Genomic DNA, 21,460 nt, shown 5'->3' with positions numbered 1-21,460 from the left:
CTACGAGCTGCGAGCTTTCGAGGAGACTTCCATGTCGTTTTCCGACCGCCTTCGTCAACTGGCCAAACCGATCTGGGATGCGCAGTTGACCCATCCCTTCGTCGTCGCGCTCGGCAAGGGCACGTTGCCGGAGCGGAAGTTCAAGTACTACATCCTGCAAGACGCGCGGTTTTTGGGAGATCTGTCCCGAGTCTTTTCCGCCGGGGCCCAGAAGGCGCCGGATTCGGAATCGGCCTTGCGGTTTACCAAGCTCGCCGAAGAAACCATCACCGTCGAACGGAGCCTGCATGAAAGCTACGGGAAGCGCTGGAGGATGACGCCGCAAGAGATGACTTCGGTCCCGATGGCCCCGACCAACTATGCCTACACGCGGCACATGCTGGCCGTGGCCGCAGCGGGTTCAGCCTGCGAGATCGCCGTGGTTGCGCTCCCCTGCGCCTGGATTTATTGTGTGGTCGGGCAGCATCTTTTGAAAGACGGCCCGCCGCAAGCCGGGCATCCGTATCGCGATTGGCTCCTCCTCTACGCTTCTCCGGAATTCGCCGAGGTGCAGAAGTGGATGCGGAAGCAGGTGGATGAATGGGCGAAGCATGCGGGACGTGACGAGAAACGGCGGATGGAGGAGGCGTTCGTGATCAGTTCGCGGTATGAATGGATGTTTTGGGAGATGGCGTGGAACGAGGAAGAGTGGCCGGTGTAGCGCACCGGGTCCTGTCGCCCGACCAGCCGGGTACCCGTTGCTCTTCGCCCGGTTGCAACGGGTGCACGCTCGCACCCCGCCCGGTGTAGGGACCCCGCTCCGCGCGGACGGGTTCCCAGGTCGGCCCCACCCGCTGCCCTACACCAAGCCATGAGAGGCAGGAACGTGAGCGAATGGAATCAGTAAGAGTGAGAAGTAGCCGGTGTAGTTCGGAGAGTGGAGGGCCAGGGCTGGGAGGCTCTCTCCGCTCGCAGCCACAGAGCGCCGTTGACTGCTCCACGCTTTCCTTCCACTTGGCTGCGGAACTCGCTGCATTCCGCGCATTGCGCGAACGCAGCTTCAAACAGTCCTCGCCACCGGCTGAGCCGGCCACTCCAGCTTAGCAAGTGCGGTGACCCAACGGCGCTCTGATTGACGCGTCGCGAGCCTCCCCGGCCAGCTCGGTATAGGGAACATACTGGCCACGTGAGGCAGAGATTGGGAAGAATGGGAGAGCGGACGAGGAGCAGTGGCCGGTGTGAAAAAATAAGGAGGGCTAGGCGGCAGGGTTGTCCCTGTGCTCGCGCACCGCGCACACAAGATCAATCGTATATCTATCAGAATGGGCGGTGCTCGGTGGACGCGCGCAGTGTGGGACAACCCCGCCGCCTGCCCGCCAGAGACACCGGCCGCGATAGGAAGGAGGGTGGGCGCTTCGCTCACCAATCAGCACGCCAGGCATCTCTCCCTCCGTGGTCGTCACTCGCATCTTGCAACTCCTCCGAAACTGTCGACGCTTCACGCTTCACGAGGCCCGTTTCACGCGATTCGGTGGGGACGCGTGCATGAAAAAATGGTGGTCGAACAGAAGTGAAAATACGTGATATCATTAAACGCATCGAAGCGGACGGATGGTATCTGGTTGTGACAAAGGGGAGCCACCGGCAGTACAAACATCCGACGAAGCCAGGCAAGGTGACCATTGCCGGGCATCCATCTCACGAGGTACATCCGAAGACGTTAAAGAGCATACTGGTTCAAGCAGACCTTGAGAGGAGCGGACAATGAAATACGCGATCGTCATCGAGTCAGCGCCAGGCAGTAACTACAGCGCGTATGTGCCGGATCTACCAGGAGTGGCAGTTACAGCCGATACGCTTGAGGAGCTTCATCGCCTCATGGAGGAAGCCATTGCACTGCATCTCTCGGCCCTGCGGGCGGACGGGGAGCTGATTCCAGAGCCTCGCACCCACGTGGAATACGTCGAAGCAACTTAACCAACCACCAAAGCCCCTTTTTCTTTTGAAGCGAAAGCGTGGCAGGCTCGATTAATCCCCTAAAGAAGCGTCTCACAGAGGAACCGAAGTATGGAGAAGAAAATAAAGCTCTTCTTCGATCCGGTGGGAAACACGCTGACGGTGTGGTTTGGAGACCCTGACCAGGAACATCTGTGTGAGGAGACTGGCGATGATGTGATCCTTATGAAAGATCGCAAGGGGCAGGTCATTGGCTTTGAAAAGCTGAATTTTGTCCCTTCAGGCACGGAGATGCCGCTCGTCAGTTTCGAAACCATGGCAACTCCTGCGCGATAAAAGGAGAGTTCTGTTGAACGTTCTCGAAAAGCGCAATAGCCTCTTAGGGTTGGAATTCGACCGGTACGTGCGGGAACACCCGGAATTTCTCGAAAAGATTCCCCAGAATGCGCAGGTTGTCTTGCTGTTAGAATGAGACGAGGAAGAAACAGGCGGAGCCTAGCCAACCGATCATTTACGTGATGATCAAGAAACTCGGCCCTGCTCATTCACGCATCAAAGAGCTCAGTTTGGTGACCGGCTAACATGCCCATTGCCTGGAAAACCTTCCTTAAAAGTCCATCTAGCTCTACATTCCTTGAACGCGCACGATCAGAATGTGCCGGGGGACCCGTTGCTCTTCCATCGCAATGGGTCGCGACACGCGCAGTTTGGGACAGCCCAGCCACCACTCATTTTTTATTTCCGTGATGCGCGCCGGTCCGTGAGAGGGGGGGTAAATAAGGTGGTCGCCCGATCTGCCGATGTGCTCGCGCAACGCGCGGCCTCGGAAGGCCCTCGCTGGACGCGCGCAATTTCTGGCAGACTGGTCTCCGCTATTAAGAATTCACGTCCAACGCCCGCGCCGTCACCGCGTGGAGCCTCAATTATTAGGAAAAGGGGGACGAGAGGATGCCAGCACGTAAGAAATTGCTTGTGTTGACCCTTGCAGTTTTCTTTCTAGAAGCATGCACACCTTGGCAGGTCAACTATCTTCAAGAAGCTGTAGGCAAAGCGACTCAGGACGAAGTAACAAAGCGGCTTGGCCCACCCCATCTTGAAAGAGCCTTAGCTGATGGAAGTGTTGTATGGACCTATCAAAATCGCTCAGCTGTAGTTGAAGGAACAGGCGGTTTTTGTACCCAGTACGTCTTGGTTTTCAACAAGGATAAGATATTACACGACTGGAACCGGCAGAGATGCTAGAGAGGCTTGCAATGCCCGCAGATTACTTCAGCGACAGAGAACTGGGTACACGTCCTAGGACAAGAGACGATATTCCCACTAACGTTTGGGGTGGGATTGTTGCTGTCATCGAACGGCGTATTGAGGATGGCTCGTTTGGTTATCAATTTCCGTGGGGATGCCCAGACGGACGGGGTATCGCAGGGTGTGATTCGACGGCATTTTCTCTGGCATTGAAGGCTGTGATCCCAGAAATTGCATGGCCATTAAGAGGGGAAGAGGTCCCACCACCTCTTGCGATCTTGGATCTATTGGAGTTCTGCCACGAGGCTGTCGCAAAACCGGTAGGGCTCGATTACCACAGCTTTTATGGCCACAGCCATTTGTCATTTGAAGTCGAGGAAGGTCGTAGTGCTTTTAGAGAAGAGGTTAATAGGATATTTTCCCGCAACGGCCTGGCTTATGAACTAAACTCAGCAGGTCTTGTCGTTCGACTTGCACCAGAGGTGCTCAGCGCACCTCTGGTTGCGGCTGTGTTTAACACGGGCGATTCAGAACTCAATTCTCTACTAGAAGCCGCAAGAAAAAAGTATCTCGACCCGGATCCGAACGTCCGTCGTGAATCCCTAGAAAAACTTTGGGATGCCTGGGAACGGCTAAAGACCATCGAGCCTGGGAAAGATAAAGCAACGTCGGCAGCAGAACTGCTCGGCAGAAGCGCGAGAGAGCCGAACTTTCGAGCAGCGCTGGAGAATGAGGCGCGCGAACTAACTACAATAGGAAACAAGTTTAGGATTCGTCACAGCGAGACTACGCAAGTGCCATTAGAGCTGAACGAGCACGTAGACTACTTGTTCCACCGCCTCTTCTCACTAATTCATTTGCTTCTCAAGACCACACGGCGTGGTGGCTAGAAAATGGGGAAGGCTGCTCGTTGACGAGGGTACCGAAGGCGGCGAAGAGTTGGCCGGTGAGGTACTGGGTCCCATCCGCATCGCTGAATGTCTTCCGGCGCAGATAGTCGTTGAGCACGCGCCCGTCGTTGGCGCGGTGCCGGTCGGGCGTCTTCAGGTTCATCCGGTACCGTTCGATCCCTCCTGAGACCTGGCTGACGAAGAGCACGGTGCCGTCCGGCTCGACCGTCTCCACCACACCCACGTGCGTGAGCGGATCGTTGAAAGCCTCATCCCGGTTGAAATCCCAGGTATTGTGGAAGAACACCAGGTCGCCGGGACGGACGGTCGGGCCATAATGGATCCGTCCGTGCCGCACGACATGTCCGTAGATGCGCCCGACGCCGTTCCCGCCGTCCAACTCCCCCAGGCCATTGTACAGATCGATGCCTTGCGTCGCATACACGGCGCGGGCGAGACCGGAGCAGTCGAACGTGAAGCGTCGGCCGTTCACTTCGATCCGCGATTTTCCGAGGAATCCAACGGCTGCCCGAGCCAGCGCCTGCTGTCCGGCGGTCCCCGCGACCCTGTCGCAACAGGGGTGTCCGCGCATCCGTTTCATGAGGACGGCGCCGTCGCGTACCTGGTCCGATATCGTGTCCGGCTGGCGCCCGATCGCGCGGTGGTCCGTGGCGCAGCCTTGAAGCGCGGCCCCGAGGAGAACGGCCAGGAAGCCGAGCATCAGCCTGGAAGAGGCGCCGGAGCAGGCCATCGAAAGGAAGTATAACTCCTGACACCTCCAACGCGACACCCGCGCTGTGTATCCAGAAAACCGGGTTTCTGGTAGAGTGAGTGCCGACGCGCTTAGCGGACTCGGCAGACCAACGCATTTCTCGCATCCGGTGGCGATGACTTACCGCACCGTCTTTGAGATTTCCTGGCAGACGTTTCCGTGGCCGGCGGCGATCGTCGGCGTGGCGGGGTTGGCGGTCGGAGCGATCGTGCTCCGGTCAAAGAGGGCGGAGCGATCCGGAGCGTGGAAGCTCGCAGGCGATCTCCTGCTCGGTTTTGCGTTGCTGTGGATCGGCTGGAATGTCTTTGACCATTACCGGATGACGCAGGCCTTGGCGGCGCATGAGACACAGATTGCAGAAGGCACGATTCAGGACTATGAGTTCAGGCTACACGACGGGCATGGATTCGAGTCCTTCACGGTGAACGGCGTGAGGTTTCACTACTCCGATTTCATCCCCACCGGAGGATACAATCGGCCGGCCAGTAACGGCGGGGTGATCCGCGAGGGGCTCCAGGTTCGCATCCATCATATGGGTAACACGATCCTCAGACTCGAAGTCGCTCCGTAAACAGGGAGACTGATTATGCTTCGATGCTCTTCCCGGTTGCTTGCCGTCTTGTTCCTCCACGGCGCCGCGGCGTCCTGCGGGCATCTGGAGACCAACTATTTTCACGACAAGATCAATGACGCGACGCAAGAGATGGTGCTGGAGCATTATGGGGTCCCGCACCATCAGCAGTCTCTGGCAAACGGCGGAACGGTATGGACCTACTACGAGCGTGGCAGCGCGACCGCCGGTTACGCGGGCTCTGTGAGAGGCGCCTCCTGCCGCGCTTATGTGCTGACCTTCGACGCGCAGAACGTGTTGCGAGAGTGGCAACAAGAGACCTGCCGGTGAGCGCGAGCGCCACCATCCATTCCGGATTGCATCCCCGCTGAGTTGCCTGCCGCTAGCCCGCATTATTCACGACGGTTCGTCGCGTTCCACCCGTTGCGATGAAAGAGCAACGGGTACCCGGGAGTCGCGTCGCGAGACGGGCAAGCGCAGCCGCGAAGGAGGGAGGCATACTTGCAACAGTATGTTGACCGACTGAGCGGCGAGCACGCCCGCCGCCAGGCTTGTCGCAGCAGCGAATCCACGATTGCAGCAGAAGCGTTCGTGAATAATGCGGGCTAGACAGTTTTCCCAAGCCGAGTATAATGAGCCATCTCGGAGCATCGTGATGATCAAACAAGTATTGACGATCGCCGGATCGGATTCCGGCGGCGGAGCCGGGATCCAGGCCGACATCAAGGCCATGTCGGCGAACGGCGTGTTTGCCATGTCGGTGATCACGGCGATCACGGCCCAGAACACCGAGGAAGTCACCGACGTGTTCGAGCTGCCCACTTCGATCATCGCGGCCCAACTGGACGCCGTGTTCGATGACTTCGACATCGCCGCCGTGAAGACCGGGATGCTGTCCTCGGCGGAGATCATCAGGGTCGTGGTCAACCTACTTAAGCCGCAGAACGTGACGAACCTGGTCGTCGATCCGGTCATGGCGTCCAAAAGCGGCCACGCGCTGCTCAAGCCCGACGCGATCGACGCGCTGAAGAACGAGCTGATCCCGCTGGCGCTGGTCGTCACACCCAACATCCACGAAGCGCAACAGCTTTCCGGCATCGAAATCACGTCGCTGGCCGACGCGAGGCGCGCGGCGAAAGTGATTCGCCAGTTCGGCTGCACGCACGTGCTGATCAAAGGCGGTCACTTGCTCGCCGAACGGGCGACGGACCTTCTGTTCGATGGGCGATTCTTTAACGTCTTCAAAGGCGAATACATCGACACCCCTCACACCCACGGCACCGGCTGCACGTTCGCCTCCGCGATCGCCGCGCAACTGGCCCGAGGCAAGTCCGTGCCGGACGCGGTCCAGACCGCGAAAGCCTATCTGACGGAGGCGATCCGGCACGCGCTGGCGATCGGTCACGGCAGGGGACCGACCAATCATTTCTATTTTCTGGAGGGATAACGCTCAACGATGGCGCGATTGCAGATTCGTCCGCTGGTCTTTCTGCTGACCGGCTTCGGCTGGCTGGTGCTGTCTTCGCTCTTGGGTCTCGCCATTTTCATCGGGATCGTCCGAGGAACGCCGCTCCCGTCCTGGCTCCGCCTGCTGCACGTGCACGGAGCCTTGGTCGGCGGGGTCGCCCAGATGATTTTAGGCGCGATGCTGGCGTTCATCCCGCCGCTCCTCATGACCGGGCGCGACCGGCGCAATTCGCACCCATTCCTCTACCTTGCCGTCAATGGCGGCGCGGTCGGAATGCTGGCCGGCTTTACGCTGCAACACTACACAATCGTCGGCGTCGCCGGGCTGTTTGTCTTCGCAGCCTTTGTCTCATTGGCGGGCGACGCGCTCGGGCAGGCGCGTCGCAGCCTGAACTCGCCACCGCTCAACATCCTCTTCTATGGGTTGGCGTTGCTGGCGTTGTTCGCCGGGCTGGCGATGGGGGAAGGGATGGCTTTTCAACTCGTCCCTCCGACCTCCGTCGCCCACGCTCGATTGGCCCACATCCACCTCAACCTGCTGGGGTTCGTCACCCTGACCATCGTGGGCACCATGCACAATCTGCTGCCGACGGTGCTGCAGGCTTCGCTCTACAGCCCTGTTCTCGCTCGTACGGTGTTCCTGCTGCTGCCCGCGGGCATCGCCGTGCTGATCACGGGATTTTTTCTTTCATCGCTGTGGACGGAGATCGCCGGGGGCGGTACGCTTGTCGTCGGGGCCGCACTCTATGCCTACAACATGCTGCAGACCTGGCTCGCGGCCGGCAAACCGGGCGGCGCCGCTTCGGATCATCTGCTCACCGCCACGTTTTTTCTCTTCCTCGCCGTCATCATGGGTGTCCTCGTGACGGTGAACTATCTGTGGGACCCGCCGGCGGTTCCCTTCGGCACCCTGCATTTGGTCGCCTATACCCATGTGGCGCTCGTCGGGTTCATCCTCCAAACCATTTTCGGCGCGCTGTCGCATCTGCTGCCGGTCAGCTTGGCGGTGGCGCGGGTGGCGAGCAGCAAGAAGCGGGGGCCGTACCTGGAACATTTGACGAAGATCGTCGACCGCTGGCGCGCGGTCCAGATCGGCGCCCTCAGTCTGGGAACGATGGGGCTGGCCGTTGTGGCCTCTCTCACCTGGAGCCTCCCCCTCGGTTCGCTCGCCGTTCAAGCCGCCGCCTGGGCCAGCTTCGGTTTGCTGCTGCTGAGCTTCCTCCTGTTCGCCGCGAAGATCGGTTACGTGCTCGGGGCGAGCCCGGCTGAATAAGAAACGGGGGCCCTCCTGTCCAGAAGTCGTCATGTCCTTTCTTGTACGGCCCTATCCGCACCCACCTATACCAACTGGGTGAAATCAGCCATCCCGCTACCAGGAATTTCAGCGACATAGCCCTCCTTCCCTCTGCCACGCTTTTTGCAGAAGTCTAATCCCGCCATTGCCCGCAATCGACCGCGCTTGCGCGGGAGCCGAACATCTATACACAAGGGGGCCGACATGCCCGATCAGATCGCCCACATCGTCCCCGAGCCCTGGCAGAGCCTGTTTGACTTTCTGACCATCCCGCTTTCATGGATTCCCGACATGCAGCGGGCGCTCATGTCGTTTGTGCTGTCGTCCGCGACCGGATGGTTGGCCGGCGTCTATTATCTCTTGCTCCTCTTTCCCGTTCTTCTCTGGATCGGCTCCGTGTGGTGCACGCACCTGACGTTGTACACGTTGCCGTTCCGCTCGGGGCGCATCGAGATCCTCAAGATGTTGCTCCTCGCCTGGTGGGACGCCGCATTTGCCGTCTGGATGTATTGGGTCGGCCTGGCGCGATTCGTCATGGTCGTGGTCGGCTGGCTCTTCACGTTGGGCCGCTTGGCGCTGAAGCTGGGGGCGGAAACTTTGAAACAACTGGTGATCCTCCCCTTCAAGATGACGGGCCAGATGACCCAAAGCTACTTTCAGCCCGGCGTGCCCTGGATCGCCTTTGTGCTGTTGATCTTCTGGTGTCTGCTGGAGGCGCTGATTTTCACCTATACCCTCATGCCGACGGTGACGGAGGTGCTCGCCGGCATCACGGGCGCCGAGGCTTCAACCCTGACCGGCGCGATTCTCTACTTTTTCTTGTTCATGCTGATCATGGGAAGTTTTGCCTGTATCCAGGTGCTCGCCGACGCCATCAAGCACCACGAGTACAAGTTCCTGGTGCAAATGCTTCTGGTGGAGCTGTTCGTGATGGTCTTCGAAGTCATGTTCCTCTACCGGGAGCTGGTCGACGCGATCACACCCTGGATCGCCCAGCAGACCGGCGAGCAATTCCGTCCGGGGATCGGGTTCACGCTCTCCCTGGCGACGTTCGGCTGGCTTGGCGTCCGCGGCATGACGTGGTTCCTCTTCGGACAATACGGCACGCCTCCTCTGCTCGCCTTCATCTCCCGCCGGCCGATGCATCAACCGGCGGCGGAGGAAGGAGCGGGCCCGCTTCCTGCGGAACCCCACAACTGGTGGCGCGCTCCGTTGGAGGACTTCAAGCGGGAAGCCGGATGGCTCCACGGCAAGGCCAACGAGCTGATGGAATATCTCATGCTCCCGGTCCTGCACGTAGCCGCCGCCGTGTTGAACTTCGCCATGATCCTGGTTACCGCGCGCCCGGTCTTCAGCATTCCGTTCAAGAGCCTGCAGGAAGTCATCGAAACGAGGGAGCTCCTGCCCGCCGTCCGGTGGCAACCGAAAAAGGTGACGTCATGAGGCGCCTACGCCGCACCGTGTGGACCGCGCTCGTGGCCGCCGTCGTCGTGGCGGCGACCTTGCTCGGCTGCGTGGCTCAATCCGACGAACCGCGGAAGCCCAAGTCCACGCTGTTCATCGGCGTGGACGCCAGCGGCTCATTCAGGCATTCGGGCTACTATGACAGCGCCATGTCGTTCCTCGCCCATTACATCTACGGCCACCTCAACGAGCTGGGCGGGTTGGACAAGCCGCAGGCGTTGTTCGTCGCCAGCGTCGGCGGCAAACATCTCAGCGAGCCGAAAGCCTTTCACCCGATTCACGACTTCGAAGGCAAGGATGTGGCCCGGATCGAGGCGGATCTACGCACGTGGTTTTCCCCCACTGATACCGTCACGGACTTCAACCCCTTTTTCCAGGAAGTCGCCCGCATCACCAAAGAGCGGAATCTCGTCCTCGCGCCGATCAATCTGGTGGTGATCACGGACGGCGTGCCGGACGCCACTGCGTCAGGCGGCACAGCCGGCTCGCAGGAGCTGTACCAGCGGATCGACCTCAAACCGCTCGAATATTTGTCGAGGAACGTCACGCTGCGGCTGGCCTACGTCAGCCCCAAAGTCGGGGAACAGTGGCGCACCCATGTCCCGCGTCAGCGCGTGCGGCTGTGGACCGTGGACGCCGAGGTCATGAAGAGTTGGAAAGAGAAGCTGCAACCCGGCGCGGACCTGCACGAGCAGGAGCGGTTCTGGAAATGGCTTCGCGATAACGTCGATTTCCGCGTGCGCTCCGGCAAAGTCTAGGCAGACACCGGTCTCCTCTCCCCCATCAATCGGACAAGCCTGCTCCATGTCTGGTAGAATGCCGCACATGGAACAGGCTCTTTCTTTTTCCGACCCTCATCGCCACGAGGTCGCCGCGATCCTCGCGACCCCCCAGCAACCGACCGACCGTATCGCCGTGCTGTGCCACGGGTTCCTTTCGCACAAGAACAGCACGACCAATACGACGCTCACCCGCCTTCTGACGGAACAGGGCATCGCCACGTTCCGGTTCGATTTTTTCGGCATGGGCGAGAGCGACGGCCCGTTCGAAGAGATCACGGTCGCCGTGGCCGTCGGTCAGGCTCTTGCCGCCCTCGATCGCGTCGCGGATCGAGGCTATCGCCGCATCGGGCTCGTCGGCTCCAGTTTCGGAGGGCTGGTATCCATCCTCGCCGCATCGCGCTGGCCCGGGGCGGCCGGGTCGCGCTTGGCCTGCCTGGCGCTGAAGTGTCCGGTCGTGGATTTCGCGGAGGAGTTACGGCTGGAATTCGGCGACGACGAAATGGCGAAGTGGAAAACGACCGACACCGTCCCTAACATCATGGGTGGGCCCGGCCGGATCAAACTGCGTTACGCCTTTTACGAAGACTGCCTGCGGCACATCGCCTATGCCCCGGCCGTATCCGTCACGGCGCCGACCCTGATCGTCCAGGGCGACAAGGACGAACACGTGCCGCTGCACCAAAGCCGGCGGCTGTATGACGCACTGCAGGTAGAAAAGCGCTTGGAGATTGTGCCCGGCGCCGATCATCAGTTTACGAAGGCGGAAGACTTCCACACCATGACGACGTTGATCTCGGAATGGCTGGTCCGTCATCTGTCGCGGGTTGGTGATTAGTCCTCATGCGCCTTCGGCTCACCCGCGCAGCATGAACATCATGGCTGGGCGAGAGGCAAGGGGCTCGGGGCGAGGGGGGAAGAGACTCCGACCTCTAGCCCCGGACCTCTAGCCCCGCGCCCATTTTCGAAGCAAAGGATGCCGGACATGCGGACTCTGGGCGAGGAACAATTGGAGGTGCTGAAAATTCTCTATCCTTGGTACAAGGAAGAGGTGTTCCGCCGGCGAGAACAGATGATGCGCCTGACCGCTTTCGCCAGCGCCTTCCTCGTCCTGCTCCTCGTAACGATGCTGGCCGTGCAGGGCGGATCCCGCCACGACGTGATGGGAAAACTGTTCGCCGTGACCGGCGTGATTCTCTTCTCGGGCGTCTTCGGCTATTTGATCCTCCAGCAACGCGACCGTCACCGGATGGCGAAACAAGCGCTCATCGAGATCGAACGGGCGCTGGGACTTTATGAAGAAGGGCTGTATCTGCTGGACAAGCCCCTCTATCCGGAAAGCTGGCAGACGGCCTGGCTGGGTGATCGCAGCGTCACGGTTTACCTGACCGTCTTGACCGCGCTGACCGTGCTGGTGATCGCCGCCGTCCTTCTTCGCGCCTGAGCCCGGCGCACGTGCCTCTCGATCATCAAAGTTCCTTCCCCACCGCAAGATCGTACAAGCTGGTTCCTTAGCGCAGGGATATGCCTTCACTTCGACAATGACCTCTGCTTGACTCGTGATCAGGCCGACGGCCTGCGAAATGCGTGGGGTGCCTCAAATTCAAACAAAATCAACAGCAAGAAAAAGAGAATCTCGATGGCAAGAGCCAGGCATGCGTGTTGCTATGCAAAGGCGGTTTTTAATTGCTGCTGACAAAGAGGAGTCGGTGCGGAGCCGGAAGACGCTCGGAAGTTGTCACCTCGTGCTGATCGTGACGGCCCTCGCCTGGTCGAACGGTGTCTGGGCCGGCGAGCAGACCTTGTCATTGATCAGGCCCCCCGCCCTGCCGCCGCAGCCGGCCATTTCCGATCAGCCGGTGACGCCGTCTTCGCCGACGGCCGGAGGCACCGGGGGCCATAGCTTGATTCACCGGCCGCCCGTCGCCCAGATTCCGAGTCCACGGCCGGCCGAGCCAACGACAACAGCGCCCCACCCGCCTCACCGGCTCACGCAGCAGCCTCCGGCACTGCCGGCTCCGAAATCGCCGAACCCCGCGCGCTCCCCTCAGCCGCTCAACCGGAAATTGACGACACGGCCGCTCTCGAGCGTTCCCTTCTCAGACCCAAGCCCCGCCGTCTCCCTCCCTCCTACATCGTCGCCTCCGGCTACCGGCACGAGGCCCCTTACAGAAGCGTCGATCGGGACCGCATCAACCGGCGCGCCGCTCAGAGCAGCGTCCGCGTCTGTTCAAGCGATTTCTCCGCCGATCTCTCCCCTTCCGGCATCGGCTCACTTGTCCTCCATGAATCCTGGCCCACCCGTTGCGCAACCGGTCGCCGCCGCAGGGGTGGGATCAACAGCCGGAAGTCCCCGTTCCGCCAGAAACCTGCTGCAACATCCCCAAATCACTGCGATCCTGCAACCGCCCGCTCCTTCCCTTCCGGACGTTCCGCCTTCGCCTCAGCCGCAGCAACCTCCTTCCGTGTCCCCGCCGCCGCCTCCGGCATCGCCTCCGCCGGCAGCTGTGACCGGATCTGCCGTATTGACGTGGAACCCGAACACGGAAAGCGATCTGGCGGGGTATAAGGTGTACGTGGGGACCAGACCCGGCCAGTATGACGTTTCCGGCTCACCTTATGTGCTCGGCAAAACTGCAGCCTACACAGTCGCGAACCTCCCCGCGGGCCAGACCTACTACTTTGCCGTCTCGGCTTATGACAGCGCCGGGAACGAAAGCGCCCTGTCCAACGAGGTCAGCAAAAGCCTCTACTGATCGGAAGAGATTAGGGCGTACCGGACTTGGCGCAGCGAAAGCCTGTAAAGCTGTTGCGCGTGGTCGGAGGGAGTTTGAACCGGCCATAAGTCAGAAGATACTTCGGCAGATCGGACCATGAGCCGCCGCGCAGGACCTTGAATTGTCCCTGTTCCGGTCCCTGCGGGTTGCGTTCGGGGCTCACTTCGTAATAGTGAGCACCATACCAGTCGTGCACCCATTCCCAGACGTTGCCCGCCACCTCATAGAGGCCGTAAGGGCTTGCGCCCTGCTTGTAGTGTCCGACCGGCATGAGGACCTGGCTGTAGCTGAACCGCGCGCCCAGCGCGAAGTTGGCCAAGGACGCCGTCGGTGTCTGGTTGCCCCAGGGATACAGCCGTTCGTCCGTCCCGCGCGCCGCCTTCTCCCATTCCGCTTCCGTCGGCAACCGCTTGCCCGCCCAGCGGCAATAGGCCTCGGCATCTTCCCAATCCACGCCGATCACCGGACGGTCTCCGTGCACGGATAGGTCCACGGTCTCCCATTGCCACGGCGGCGGGCGTTTGGTCGCAGCCAGAAACCGCGCGTACCGGGCCGTGCTGACTTCGTACACATCCATCGAGTAGGCGTCCAGCCAGACCTGATGTCGGGGTCGTTCGTCCTCCAGGGCTTCGGTTCCGTCGCGGCCCATCCAGAACGGCCCCTCGGGGATCGACACCATGGGCGTCTCTTCAGCAGCCGGCGCTGCGGCGTCTTTTTTCAGCTTGCGGAGCCGGTCGAGCTGGGCGTCGCCTGACCCCGCCCAGAACATCGCGATCAGCAGAACAAGAAGCGAAACGACCAGAACATCCCGCCTCGCGTTCATTCTTCGACCATCCGCGCGCATCGTTCATTCATCCATTCATCATTTCATCATTCCTACAATTCATAATTCCAAATTCATCATTCACAATTGTTAGATCCTCCCTCCCACCACCCAGTGGCGGTCGTCGATCACCTCGACCAGCAGGCGGGTCAAGTTCAATTCGGCCAATTGCGCGGCGACCTCGTCCTCGGTGAAGGCCGCGAGCAGCGAGTTATAAAAGTCCCGGCGCAGGATCGCCGGCTCGCTCGCCGCGTACCGATCCACGATGGCTTGAGCCGCCTCTGGCGACTCCGGTCTGAACAAATCCATCACCAAGACGCAGCCGCCCGGTTTGACCAGTTGCGTGAGCTTGTGCCAGAACTGCAGCGGATTCGGGAGGTGGTGCAGCAGACTGTTCGAGACGGCGGCCTCGGCCGGCTCCGGCAGCGTCACCTGTTGAAAGCGTTTGCACCGCAGCGTGATGCGATCCGCCAGGCCAGCCGCCTGCACAGCCTCCCGGGCCAAACGGATCATGGGCTCCGACGCATCCACACCGGTCATGCGACACTCGGGTAAGGCGCGGGCCAAGCGGATCGGAATATCGGCCGGCCCGCATCCCAGATCCAGCACGTGGCCCTTGGTCAGATCGGGGAAATACTCCCGGAACAGATCGACGAACGTCTGATTCTCCTTCTCGAAATTTGCCCGCGCATAGGCCGCCGCCTGCTCGGGATCGTCCATGATTTCGGGTTCGAGAATCCGATTCATCGGCGTCGTTTGTATCTCGTGTCTCGTCGTCCGCATCTCATCTGCGAGATACGCTTCACGGGGGACGCTTCACCCTTCACCGTTCAACGCTGACCGGATCACCCTGCTTGACCGTTCCTTCGACCAGCACTCTCGCATACAACCGGCTCCAGCCCGGATGACGTTTGTGCGAGATCCGTTTGTAGTCGCCGTTTAAAAACCAGCGGGCGTTGTGTTCGCAGGGCGCCGTATAGCCGGTGATCTCCAGCCTCACCCGGTCACCGACCTTCAGCCGGTCGCCCGGCTTCAGTTGAGCCCAGTCCAAGCCGGCCACCGTGAGATTTTCGCCGGCCGAGCCTGGCGCGATCGCATGACCTTCCGCGCGCAGCGCCTCGATCATTTCCAGCGAATAAAGGCAGACCGCCCGCTCCGGCCCTCCGTGAATCTTCACGCTCCGCTGCCGGTCGCCGCTCACTCCGCAGACGGTGATGTGCGCCTCCGGCACCGGATGTTTCGGCACCCCGCCGTCGGAGACGTTGATCTGATGGATATGCGGAACAACCGGCCTCGCCGAGCGGTTCATTCAGGGACCTCCCTCGCACGAGTCCGGCGCCAGTAGCTCCAACGCCAGCCAACCGTCCCGCTCGCGCAGGTTTCCGATGTACGCACCCGCGGCGGCGAACGCGCGGGCGATCTCTGCCTGTTGGCCGTCCAGGATACCCGAGAGCAACGCCTTGGCCTTGCGACGCAGGTACGGGCCGAACGCCGGCGCCGAGCCGATCAGCGTATTGCGGTCGAGGTTCGCCAGGATCCAATCATACGGAGGCTGCTGCCGAGGATCGAGATCTTCCAGCCCGGCCGTCCGCAGCTCCAACTCCGAACCGAAGCCGTTCACGACCGCATATTCCCGCGCGCAGTCCACGGCGACCGGGTCGGTGTCTATCGCCAGCGCGCGCCGGGCGCCGAGCCGGAGGGCGATCATCGCCAGGATGCCGCTTCCCGTCCCCACGTCCAACACGGACTCGCCGCCGCGGATCACCTCTTCCAGCCATTCGATCAACAGTTGCGTGGTGGCATGGTGTCCCGTGCCGAAGGCCTGCTTCGGATCGATGACCAGCTCCACGTCGCCGGATCGGAGATCTGCTCGCCGCCAGCTCGGCCGGATCACGACGCGCCGGCCGATGCGGATGGGCTGCACCGACTGCGCCCACACCTGGTTCCAATCCCGATCAGGCAACCGATCGATCGTGATGCGCCCTTCCGGTTCCCGCTCGCCGAGTTCCTTCAACACCGTCCGCAGGTCCTGCAGCACATCGGGATTCCACCGCTCGACCGGCCAGTAGAGATGAATCAGGTCGGGCTCCTGCCACGCGCCCTGCACGGCCGGGTCGGAGAGCAACGCGACCAATTCTCCCGAATCGACCGAGGACCGGATCCGCACTTCGATCCATTCGCTCGTCATCTGGCTCACTACACGGCTATAGGCGAAGGGCTCTAGGAAGGCTTTGGTTGCGGTTTCTATAGCTCATCGCCTCGCGCTATCGCCTGCGTTCGATATTGACCTGATCGCAGGTAACCAGTATCGTCGCCGGCATGATGTTCCCGGAGGATCGGCCGCGGATCGGACCGAATCGCGAACGCGCGCTGCACCGGCTGTTGGGCAGGCTCGACCGTCTGCACCAACGAGGCGCGGGTGCCGGCACGCTCGTGACCCGGTGGCGACTGGCGATCTTCGTGGCCGGGGCGCTCTGCACGCTCCTTCCCTACAAACTCGGCTGGTACCATGTCGGCAACGCATCGCTGGCGTTGTTCGTCGCCGTGTTCGCAGCGGTGGCGCGCTATCATAACAGGCTCGAAGACCGCTTGCATCGCCTGCGGTTGTGGCGCGAGATCAAGCGGACTCATCTGGCTCGCGTGACTCTCAATTGGGACGAGATCCCGGCCAAGCCGGCGCCGCCGGCCGATCAGCACCCCTACGCCATCGACTTGGATCTCGTCGGTCCCCATTCACTTCAGCATCTGCTCGATACCACGGTGTCGTCGAACGGCCGGGAACGACTGTCGACCTGGTTGCTCTCCCAACCGTTCGATCCCGCCGGCTGGAGCAATCGACAGGCGCTGGTCAGGGAACTCGTTTCACTGCCGCTGCTCCGGGACCGGCTGGTTCTCGAAGCCAAGCTGGTCGGCGACGACGAGGAGATCAACGGCCGGCGGCTTCACGCCGTCCTGCACTTACCCGTTCACTACCCCGGTCTTGCGCCTCTGCTGGGCATCCAGACCGGGCTGATGGCGACCACGCTGCTGCTGGCGTCGGGGTCCCTCCTGCATTGGCTGCCGAATTATTGGATGCTGTCGTTCGGCGCCTATGCGCTGGTGCACATGCTGTTTGCCGGACGCAGCGAAGAAATCTTCGAGAAAGCCGTCGGCATCCATTTCCAGTTGGAGAAACTGGGGGCCGTCTTCGCCTGCCTCGAGCGCCGCGCCTATCGCGCCGCGCCAGCGCTGGGCCGGCTGTGCGCGCCGCTCGTGCGCGGGGATCTGAGGCCTTCCGATGCGATCCGGCGGGCCGCCGCGATCATGCACAAGCTCAGCGTTCGCGCCAACCCGTTGATCCATCTGGCCGTCAACGCCGTCGGCCCCTGGGATTTGTTCTATACGCGGAAACTCCGGCGCTTGCAGCGCCTTATGCTGTCCCGCCTGCCCCTCTGGTTCGAGACGCTGGCGGAATTGGAGGCTGCTTCCGCCCTCGCCACCTTCGCGTATCTGCACCCGGAGTATCAATGGCCGGTTCCGGCGTCATCGACCGAAGCGGGGGAGCACAACGGCTATCCGGCGACGTTGGTCGCCCGTCGACTCGGCCACCCCTTGATCCGGCCGGACCGGCGGATCGCGAACGATCTGGATTTGCGAGGGGCCGGGCGGATCGTCCTGATCACCGGTTCCAACATGTCCGGCAAGAGCACGTTCTTGCGGACCGTCGGGGTCAATGTGTGTTTAGCGCAGGCCGGCGCTCCCGTCTGCGCCGACCGGTTGGAGTGGAGTTGGGTGCGGCTGGCCTGCTGCATCCGCGTGGACGATTCGCTGGAAGCGGGGCTTTCGTTCTTTTACGCGGAGGTGAAGCGACTCAAAACGATCCTCGACGCGGCGCGCGATCGGTCGGCGCCGCCGGTGCTCTTTCTGATCGATGAAATTTTTAAAGGCACCAACAACCGGGAGCGATTGATCGGCAGCCGTGCCTACATCGCCGCGCTTGCGCAAGGCAACGGCTTCGGGTTGGTGACCACGCACGATTTGGAGTTAACCGAGCTGGAACGGGAGGTCCCCCGCCTGACCAATGCGCATTTTCAGGAAACGGTGGCGGCCGGCGCGTTGCAGTTCGACTACACGTTGCGCGAAGGCCCCTGCCCCACGACGAACGCGCTGCGGATCATGGCGCTGGAAGGGTTGCCGGTAGCGGACAAGACGGACGGAGAATCGGCTCATGGACACGAATGAGGGAGCCCGGGAGAGCGCTGATCCCCGGGCGGCTCCTTCGGCCGCACTTTCCCGGACGGCCAAGACGTTCGTTCGGTCGGCGCTGTCCCTGATTCCGCTGCACGCCGGTTTGGGCTCCGGCGTCTTGCTCCTCGCCGCCATCGTCGCAACTCGCAGCGTCCATGGGGCTAGCGCGTGGGCGACCATCGGCGGTTGGACGTTGACGTCCCTTTTCGTCGTCGCGGGGCTTGTGGGCGGCGCGCTCTCAGGGTTTCTGACCGCTCTTGTTCGGGGCTTGTCCGTATTCGAGCAGGAATGTCGGGCCTGGATCGAGCGCCTTCCCGTCACACCCGGCGATCTGATGCCTTCCGGCCTGACACCGGACGAATTGCGCCGGCGGATCGACCAGGTCGTGGACCGCTTGGTCGCGAGCGCGGTCGGCCGCCTCAGACTCCCCGCCGCGGCGACTCGGCTCGTGCGATCCCAGCTACGTCGCGCGATCCTGGATGATTTCATTGAGTCGTGCGAGCGCCGAGGCTTAACCAAGGTAGGCGCCGGGGACTTGCGCACTTGGCTGCTGATGAAAGGTCTTTCGTCGTCCTTGTCCGCCGCCTCCGCAAAGGTCGCGGCATGGCGCATCGCAGTCGTCGGCGCCTTGGCGTGCCTGAGCGGAGGCGCATTGCTCTTCGCGTGGCTGCACTGACAAGGGGTTTCTTCAGCGGTCCTTCAGCAACCGCGCGCCTCGATAGAACAGATAGATCCCCGCCATCTGAATCACGTGATAGAGATCGTTGTGGTTGAAGTGCGGATGAAGCGACAGGCCGCTGCGCTGGACGACCGCCGCCGCAAACGCGACCAGCACGCCTCCGGCGATCCACGAAGCGCCAGGTTCCCGGCGCACCAATCCCGCATGGGCCTGCAGCGCCAGAATGACCAACAGCGTCGCCGCATAGTCGTAGATCGCGTAGCGAAAGTCGTCGTGCCCGACCATCCAGCCGGCATAGACCGCGAGCTTGACGGCGGGGATCGGGACGAGAAGCCGTCTCGGCGACGCCGGAACGGAAGCGACCAGGGCGCCGACGAAGAGGCAGAAGCCGGCAACGCCGACGGCATAGACCGTGACTTTCCACAAACCGTGAAGCACGGCTTGGGTCAAGACTAAAGAAAACCCGTGGAACGTGCCGCCCGCGAGGGCCGCCGTCCCGAGACCGGCGAGTCCGGCGCTCCAGTATCGCACGCTCGTCCGGCCCGCCTCGTTGGCTGTCCGCCACAAGCGCCACGCACACAGACCACACAGCGCCGAGAGCCCGTAGTCCGTCAGCATGGTGGATGGTTCCGAGAGCAGCATGTGGGACCTACCGATCAACGTGCGGACAGTCGCGTCCGATGATAATGGCCGAACGCGATGACGGAACACGCCAGCACCCAGTGGAACACGATAGGAATCGCGCCGCCGAACCAGCGGACCGCCATCGGCGGCAACCAGGTCACGCCGGCGAACGCCACGAGCGCCTGCCCGAGCACGCGGAGGCAAAAGGCGAAGAGGAGCGCCCACAACAGCACGACCAGCTTGCGAGGGGGAGCGGTCACAGCACATCCGCGAACAGGCGTGCGTAGTGGCGGTACCAGTCGCTCTGAAAGCGTTCTTGCGGGTCGTACCGCTTCTTGAGTCTCAGAAACTCGGGAAACTGCGGGTAGCAGGCCTCCACTTGTTCGCGGGCGGCCCACTTGTGATACGTGAGGTAATAGCTGCCGCCCCGCTTCCTCGCCAGATCGATGAGCCGCCGAAAGGCCGCCGCCGCGCGCGTGATCCCCTCCGGGGTATGTTCAACGTGGAGATTCAGCACCGTGCACGCCCAGCGATCTTTCGCCCACGCGAGGAACGTCTCGTCGTCGCGTTCGATCAAGCGAATGGTCCCGTAGATCACGTCGGTCTTGTTCCTGCGAAACTCTTCCCGCGCCTCCGCGAAGAACGAGGCCAACTCCGAACGCGGCACATAGACCTCGGTGATCATCTCCGATCCCGCCGCCGGCGCGCGCAACCGCCGATCGAGCGACTTGTGGTAGGCGTCGGGATAAAAGCTCATCTGATGCGTATCGGACCAGTAGATCTGGCCGTTGGTCGCGAGATACTCCTCAGCGTAGGTCCCGAACGCCTGCGTCTTGTCGGCGTGCGCGAGGTACAAGAGCCGCAACCACTGTTCTTCGGCGATCTCCCGTTGACCGGCGGGGATGGGCGTGGCGGGATCAACCGGCTTGTAGCACGAAAAAATCCCGCGGCGCATGAAATCGTCGGACGCGGGATCAATGGCGAACTGGCAGTCGCCGTACAGGAAGCCGTCCGCGATCCGGTGCTCGAACTTGGCCATGACCTCGTCGATGCCGACCAACTCGACCACCCGCATGAGTTTCCGCCGGGGAGCCAGCCGGAGCGTGACCGACGACACGACGCCGAACAGGCCGTAGCCCCCCACTGCGAGCCGGAACAGTTCGCCGTTCTCATTCCGGCTGCACGTCACAACGCGTCCCTGGGCGTCGATCAACCTGAACGACTCGATGTCGCCCACGAACGGCTTGAGCGTCAAGCCTCGGCCGTGAACGTTGGCGGCCAACGAACCGCCGAGGCTGAGCCGGTCCGCCCCGGTTTGCTTCTGAACGATCCCCCATTGGTTCAACGCGCCGTTCTGCAATGTCAACGTCGCTTCGACGAGGTCCGGCCACTGGATGCCCGCTTCCACTTCGATCAGGCCGCTGCGGCTCTCGAAGTTCAGGACGCGGTTGAACGGCCGCGTGTCCAGATGGACGGTGTCGGTCCCGAACTGTTGGCCCCCCATCGCATGCCGCCCCCCGGCCACGGAGACGGCCTTGCCCTCACGCGCGGCCCGCTCGATCGCGCGCCGGAGATCGTCCGGAGAGCGCACCGGCACGACCTCGTTCACTCGGGTCGGGTTCAACTCCGAATGCAGATCGTTCAGCACCGCCCCGGACGGCGGACGACTCCACCCGGCGCAAGCCCACGGCAGCGCCAGCGCGATTCCGGCCGCCTTGAGAAACTCCCGGCGATTGATCATCATGCCTCCGACAGCGCTGTTCGCTCAGGACCCGTCCCGGGCAAGAACACCTACTGGGAATCAACCGTAATCAGCTTCCGCGGTCTTGTCAAACCGTTGTGCGATTCCTATCCTTTGATCTTTCCGCAAAGTTCCTCCATAGTAATGGCGTGCTGGAAAAACCCCACCGTAC

General features: G+C 61.8%; 25 protein-coding genes. 17 read left to right on the top strand and 8 right to left on the bottom strand.

Translation table 11 applies throughout. From position 1 onward, the window contains the following. Nucleotides 1-31: 31 nt before the first annotated feature. The 6 genes from tenA to AB1555_07645 all read left to right on the top strand — a co-directional run bounded on the left by tenA (nt 32) and on the right by AB1555_07645 (nt 4,070). Nucleotides 32-700, top strand: a complete 669-nt coding sequence (gene tenA, locus AB1555_07670) for a thiaminase II (protein MEW6246572.1) — start codon at nt 32-34, stop codon at nt 698-700. Between the two features lie 849 nt (nt 701-1,549). Further along, a complete protein-coding gene (locus tag AB1555_07665; protein MEW6246571.1) occupies nt 1,550-1,747 on the top strand; it encodes a type II toxin-antitoxin system HicA family toxin in 198 nt (65 codons plus the stop codon). After that, nucleotides 1,744-1,956, top strand: coding sequence for a type II toxin-antitoxin system HicB family antitoxin (locus tag AB1555_07660; GenBank protein ID MEW6246570.1), 213 nt, complete (start codon nt 1,744-1,746; stop codon nt 1,954-1,956). Before AB1555_07665 ends, AB1555_07660 begins: the two co-directional genes overlap by 4 nt. Nucleotides 1,957-2,046: 90 nt before the next feature. Next, nucleotides 2,047-2,271: a DUF2283 domain-containing protein gene (locus AB1555_07655; GenBank protein ID MEW6246569.1), complete on the top strand. Its 225-nt coding sequence runs from the start codon at nt 2,047-2,049 to the stop codon at nt 2,269-2,271. Between the two features lie 13 nt (nt 2,272-2,284). Continuing rightward, on the top strand, nt 2,285-2,407 hold the full coding sequence (locus tag AB1555_07650) for a DUF5647 family protein (GenBank protein MEW6246568.1): 123 nt from the start codon (nt 2,285-2,287) through the stop codon (nt 2,405-2,407). Between the two features lie 763 nt (nt 2,408-3,170). Continuing rightward, entirely contained in the window at nt 3,171-4,070 is a 900-nt protein-coding gene (locus AB1555_07645) for an AbiJ-NTD4 domain-containing protein (GenBank protein ID MEW6246567.1), read from the top strand. On the opposite strand, the gene AB1555_07640 is transcribed toward AB1555_07645, so the two are convergent. Continuing rightward, entirely contained in the window at nt 4,045-4,821 is a 777-nt protein-coding gene (locus tag AB1555_07640; GenBank protein ID MEW6246566.1) for an NlpC/P60 family protein, read from the bottom strand. The two genes, AB1555_07645 and AB1555_07640, sit on opposite strands and share 26 nt — an antisense overlap. 136 nt (nt 4,822-4,957) lie before the next feature. Here AB1555_07640 and AB1555_07635 point away from each other — a divergent pair, with 136 nt between their 5' ends. From AB1555_07635 to AB1555_07595, 9 genes are all read left to right on the top strand, one after another. Further along, nucleotides 4,958-5,413 (top strand): hypothetical protein, encoded by a 456-nt coding sequence (locus AB1555_07635; protein ID MEW6246565.1) that lies wholly within the window; start codon nt 4,958-4,960, stop codon nt 5,411-5,413. 15 nt (nt 5,414-5,428) lie between these two features. Continuing rightward, entirely contained in the window at nt 5,429-5,743 is a 315-nt protein-coding gene (locus tag AB1555_07630) for a hypothetical protein (protein MEW6246564.1), read from the top strand. 325 nt (nt 5,744-6,068) lie between these two features. Further along, nucleotides 6,069-6,860: a bifunctional hydroxymethylpyrimidine kinase/phosphomethylpyrimidine kinase gene (gene thiD / locus AB1555_07625; protein ID MEW6246563.1), complete on the top strand. Its 792-nt coding sequence runs from the start codon at nt 6,069-6,071 to the stop codon at nt 6,858-6,860. Nucleotides 6,861-6,869: 9 nt separating this feature from the next. Next, complete coding sequence (locus tag AB1555_07620; GenBank protein MEW6246562.1) at nt 6,870-8,153, top strand: hypothetical protein; 1,284 nt, start codon at nt 6,870-6,872, stop codon at nt 8,151-8,153. Nucleotides 8,154-8,378: 225 nt separating this feature from the next. Beyond that, nucleotides 8,379-9,617 carry a hypothetical protein gene (locus tag AB1555_07615; GenBank protein MEW6246561.1) on the top strand — a complete coding sequence of 413 codons (1,239 nt, stop codon included), beginning with the start codon at nt 8,379-8,381 and terminating at the stop codon, nt 9,615-9,617. Next, nucleotides 9,614-10,396 (top strand): hypothetical protein, encoded by a 783-nt coding sequence (locus tag AB1555_07610; GenBank protein MEW6246560.1) that lies wholly within the window; start codon nt 9,614-9,616, stop codon nt 10,394-10,396. The genes AB1555_07615 and AB1555_07610 overlap by 4 nt, the downstream gene beginning before the upstream one ends. A 67-nt stretch (nt 10,397-10,463) precedes the next feature. Then, a complete protein-coding gene (locus AB1555_07605; GenBank protein ID MEW6246559.1) occupies nt 10,464-11,255 on the top strand; it encodes an alpha/beta fold hydrolase in 792 nt (263 codons plus the stop codon). Nucleotides 11,256-11,402: 147 nt separating this feature from the next. Then, nucleotides 11,403-11,861, top strand: coding sequence for a hypothetical protein (locus tag AB1555_07600; GenBank protein ID MEW6246558.1), 459 nt, complete (start codon nt 11,403-11,405; stop codon nt 11,859-11,861). 1,081 nt (nt 11,862-12,942) lie between these two features. After that, nucleotides 12,943-13,173, top strand: a complete 231-nt coding sequence (locus AB1555_07595; GenBank protein ID MEW6246557.1) for a fibronectin type III domain-containing protein — start codon at nt 12,943-12,945, stop codon at nt 13,171-13,173. Between the two features lie 10 nt (nt 13,174-13,183). Here AB1555_07595 and AB1555_07590 read toward each other — a convergent pair whose 3' ends face one another. From AB1555_07590 to AB1555_07575, 4 genes are all read right to left on the bottom strand, one after another. Continuing rightward, a complete protein-coding gene (locus AB1555_07590) occupies nt 13,184-14,017 on the bottom strand; it encodes an SUMF1/EgtB/PvdO family nonheme iron enzyme (protein ID MEW6246556.1) in 834 nt (277 codons plus the stop codon). Between the two features lie 90 nt (nt 14,018-14,107). Then, on the bottom strand, nt 14,108-14,764 hold the full coding sequence (locus AB1555_07585) for a class I SAM-dependent methyltransferase (GenBank protein ID MEW6246555.1): 657 nt from the start codon (nt 14,762-14,764) through the stop codon (nt 14,108-14,110). A 76-nt stretch (nt 14,765-14,840) separates the two neighbouring features. Then, nucleotides 14,841-15,326: an MOSC domain-containing protein gene (locus AB1555_07580; protein ID MEW6246554.1), complete on the bottom strand. Its 486-nt coding sequence runs from the start codon at nt 15,324-15,326 to the stop codon at nt 14,841-14,843. After that, the gene (locus AB1555_07575) at nt 15,327-16,205 is read right to left on the bottom strand and encodes a 50S ribosomal protein L11 methyltransferase (protein MEW6246553.1); all 879 of its coding nucleotides are present in this window, start codon (nt 16,203-16,205) and stop codon (nt 15,327-15,329) included. 131 nt (nt 16,206-16,336) lie between these two features. On the opposite strand from AB1555_07575, the gene AB1555_07570 reads away from it, so the two are divergent. Further along, nucleotides 16,337-18,238: a hypothetical protein gene (locus tag AB1555_07570; protein ID MEW6246552.1), complete on the top strand. Its 1,902-nt coding sequence runs from the start codon at nt 16,337-16,339 to the stop codon at nt 18,236-18,238. Beyond that, nucleotides 18,225-18,920 carry a hypothetical protein gene (locus tag AB1555_07565; protein MEW6246551.1) on the top strand — a complete coding sequence of 232 codons (696 nt, stop codon included), beginning with the start codon at nt 18,225-18,227 and terminating at the stop codon, nt 18,918-18,920. Before AB1555_07570 ends, AB1555_07565 begins: the two co-directional genes overlap by 14 nt. Nucleotides 18,921-18,932: 12 nt before the next feature. Here AB1555_07565 and AB1555_07560 read toward each other — a convergent pair whose 3' ends face one another. From AB1555_07560 to AB1555_07550, 3 genes are read right to left on the bottom strand one after another with little or no spacing between them, the layout of a single operon-like run. Further along, nucleotides 18,933-19,565, bottom strand: a complete 633-nt coding sequence (locus AB1555_07560) for a hypothetical protein (GenBank protein MEW6246550.1) — start codon at nt 19,563-19,565, stop codon at nt 18,933-18,935. 14 nt (nt 19,566-19,579) lie between these two features. After that, nucleotides 19,580-19,807, bottom strand: a complete 228-nt coding sequence (locus AB1555_07555) for a hypothetical protein (protein MEW6246549.1) — start codon at nt 19,805-19,807, stop codon at nt 19,580-19,582. Then, entirely contained in the window at nt 19,804-21,291 is a 1,488-nt protein-coding gene (locus tag AB1555_07550; GenBank protein MEW6246548.1) for an FAD-binding oxidoreductase, read from the bottom strand. The genes AB1555_07555 and AB1555_07550 overlap by 4 nt, the downstream gene beginning before the upstream one ends. Nucleotides 21,292-21,460: the final 169 nt, after the last annotated feature.

The sequence above is a fragment of the Nitrospirota bacterium genome (genome assembly GCA_040755395.1).
Taxonomy (GTDB): Bacteria; Nitrospirota; Nitrospiria; order Nitrospirales; family Nitrospiraceae; genus DATLZU01.
Note: the sequence above shows the minus strand (reverse complement) of the source record. Positions and strands in the feature narration are given on the sequence as shown.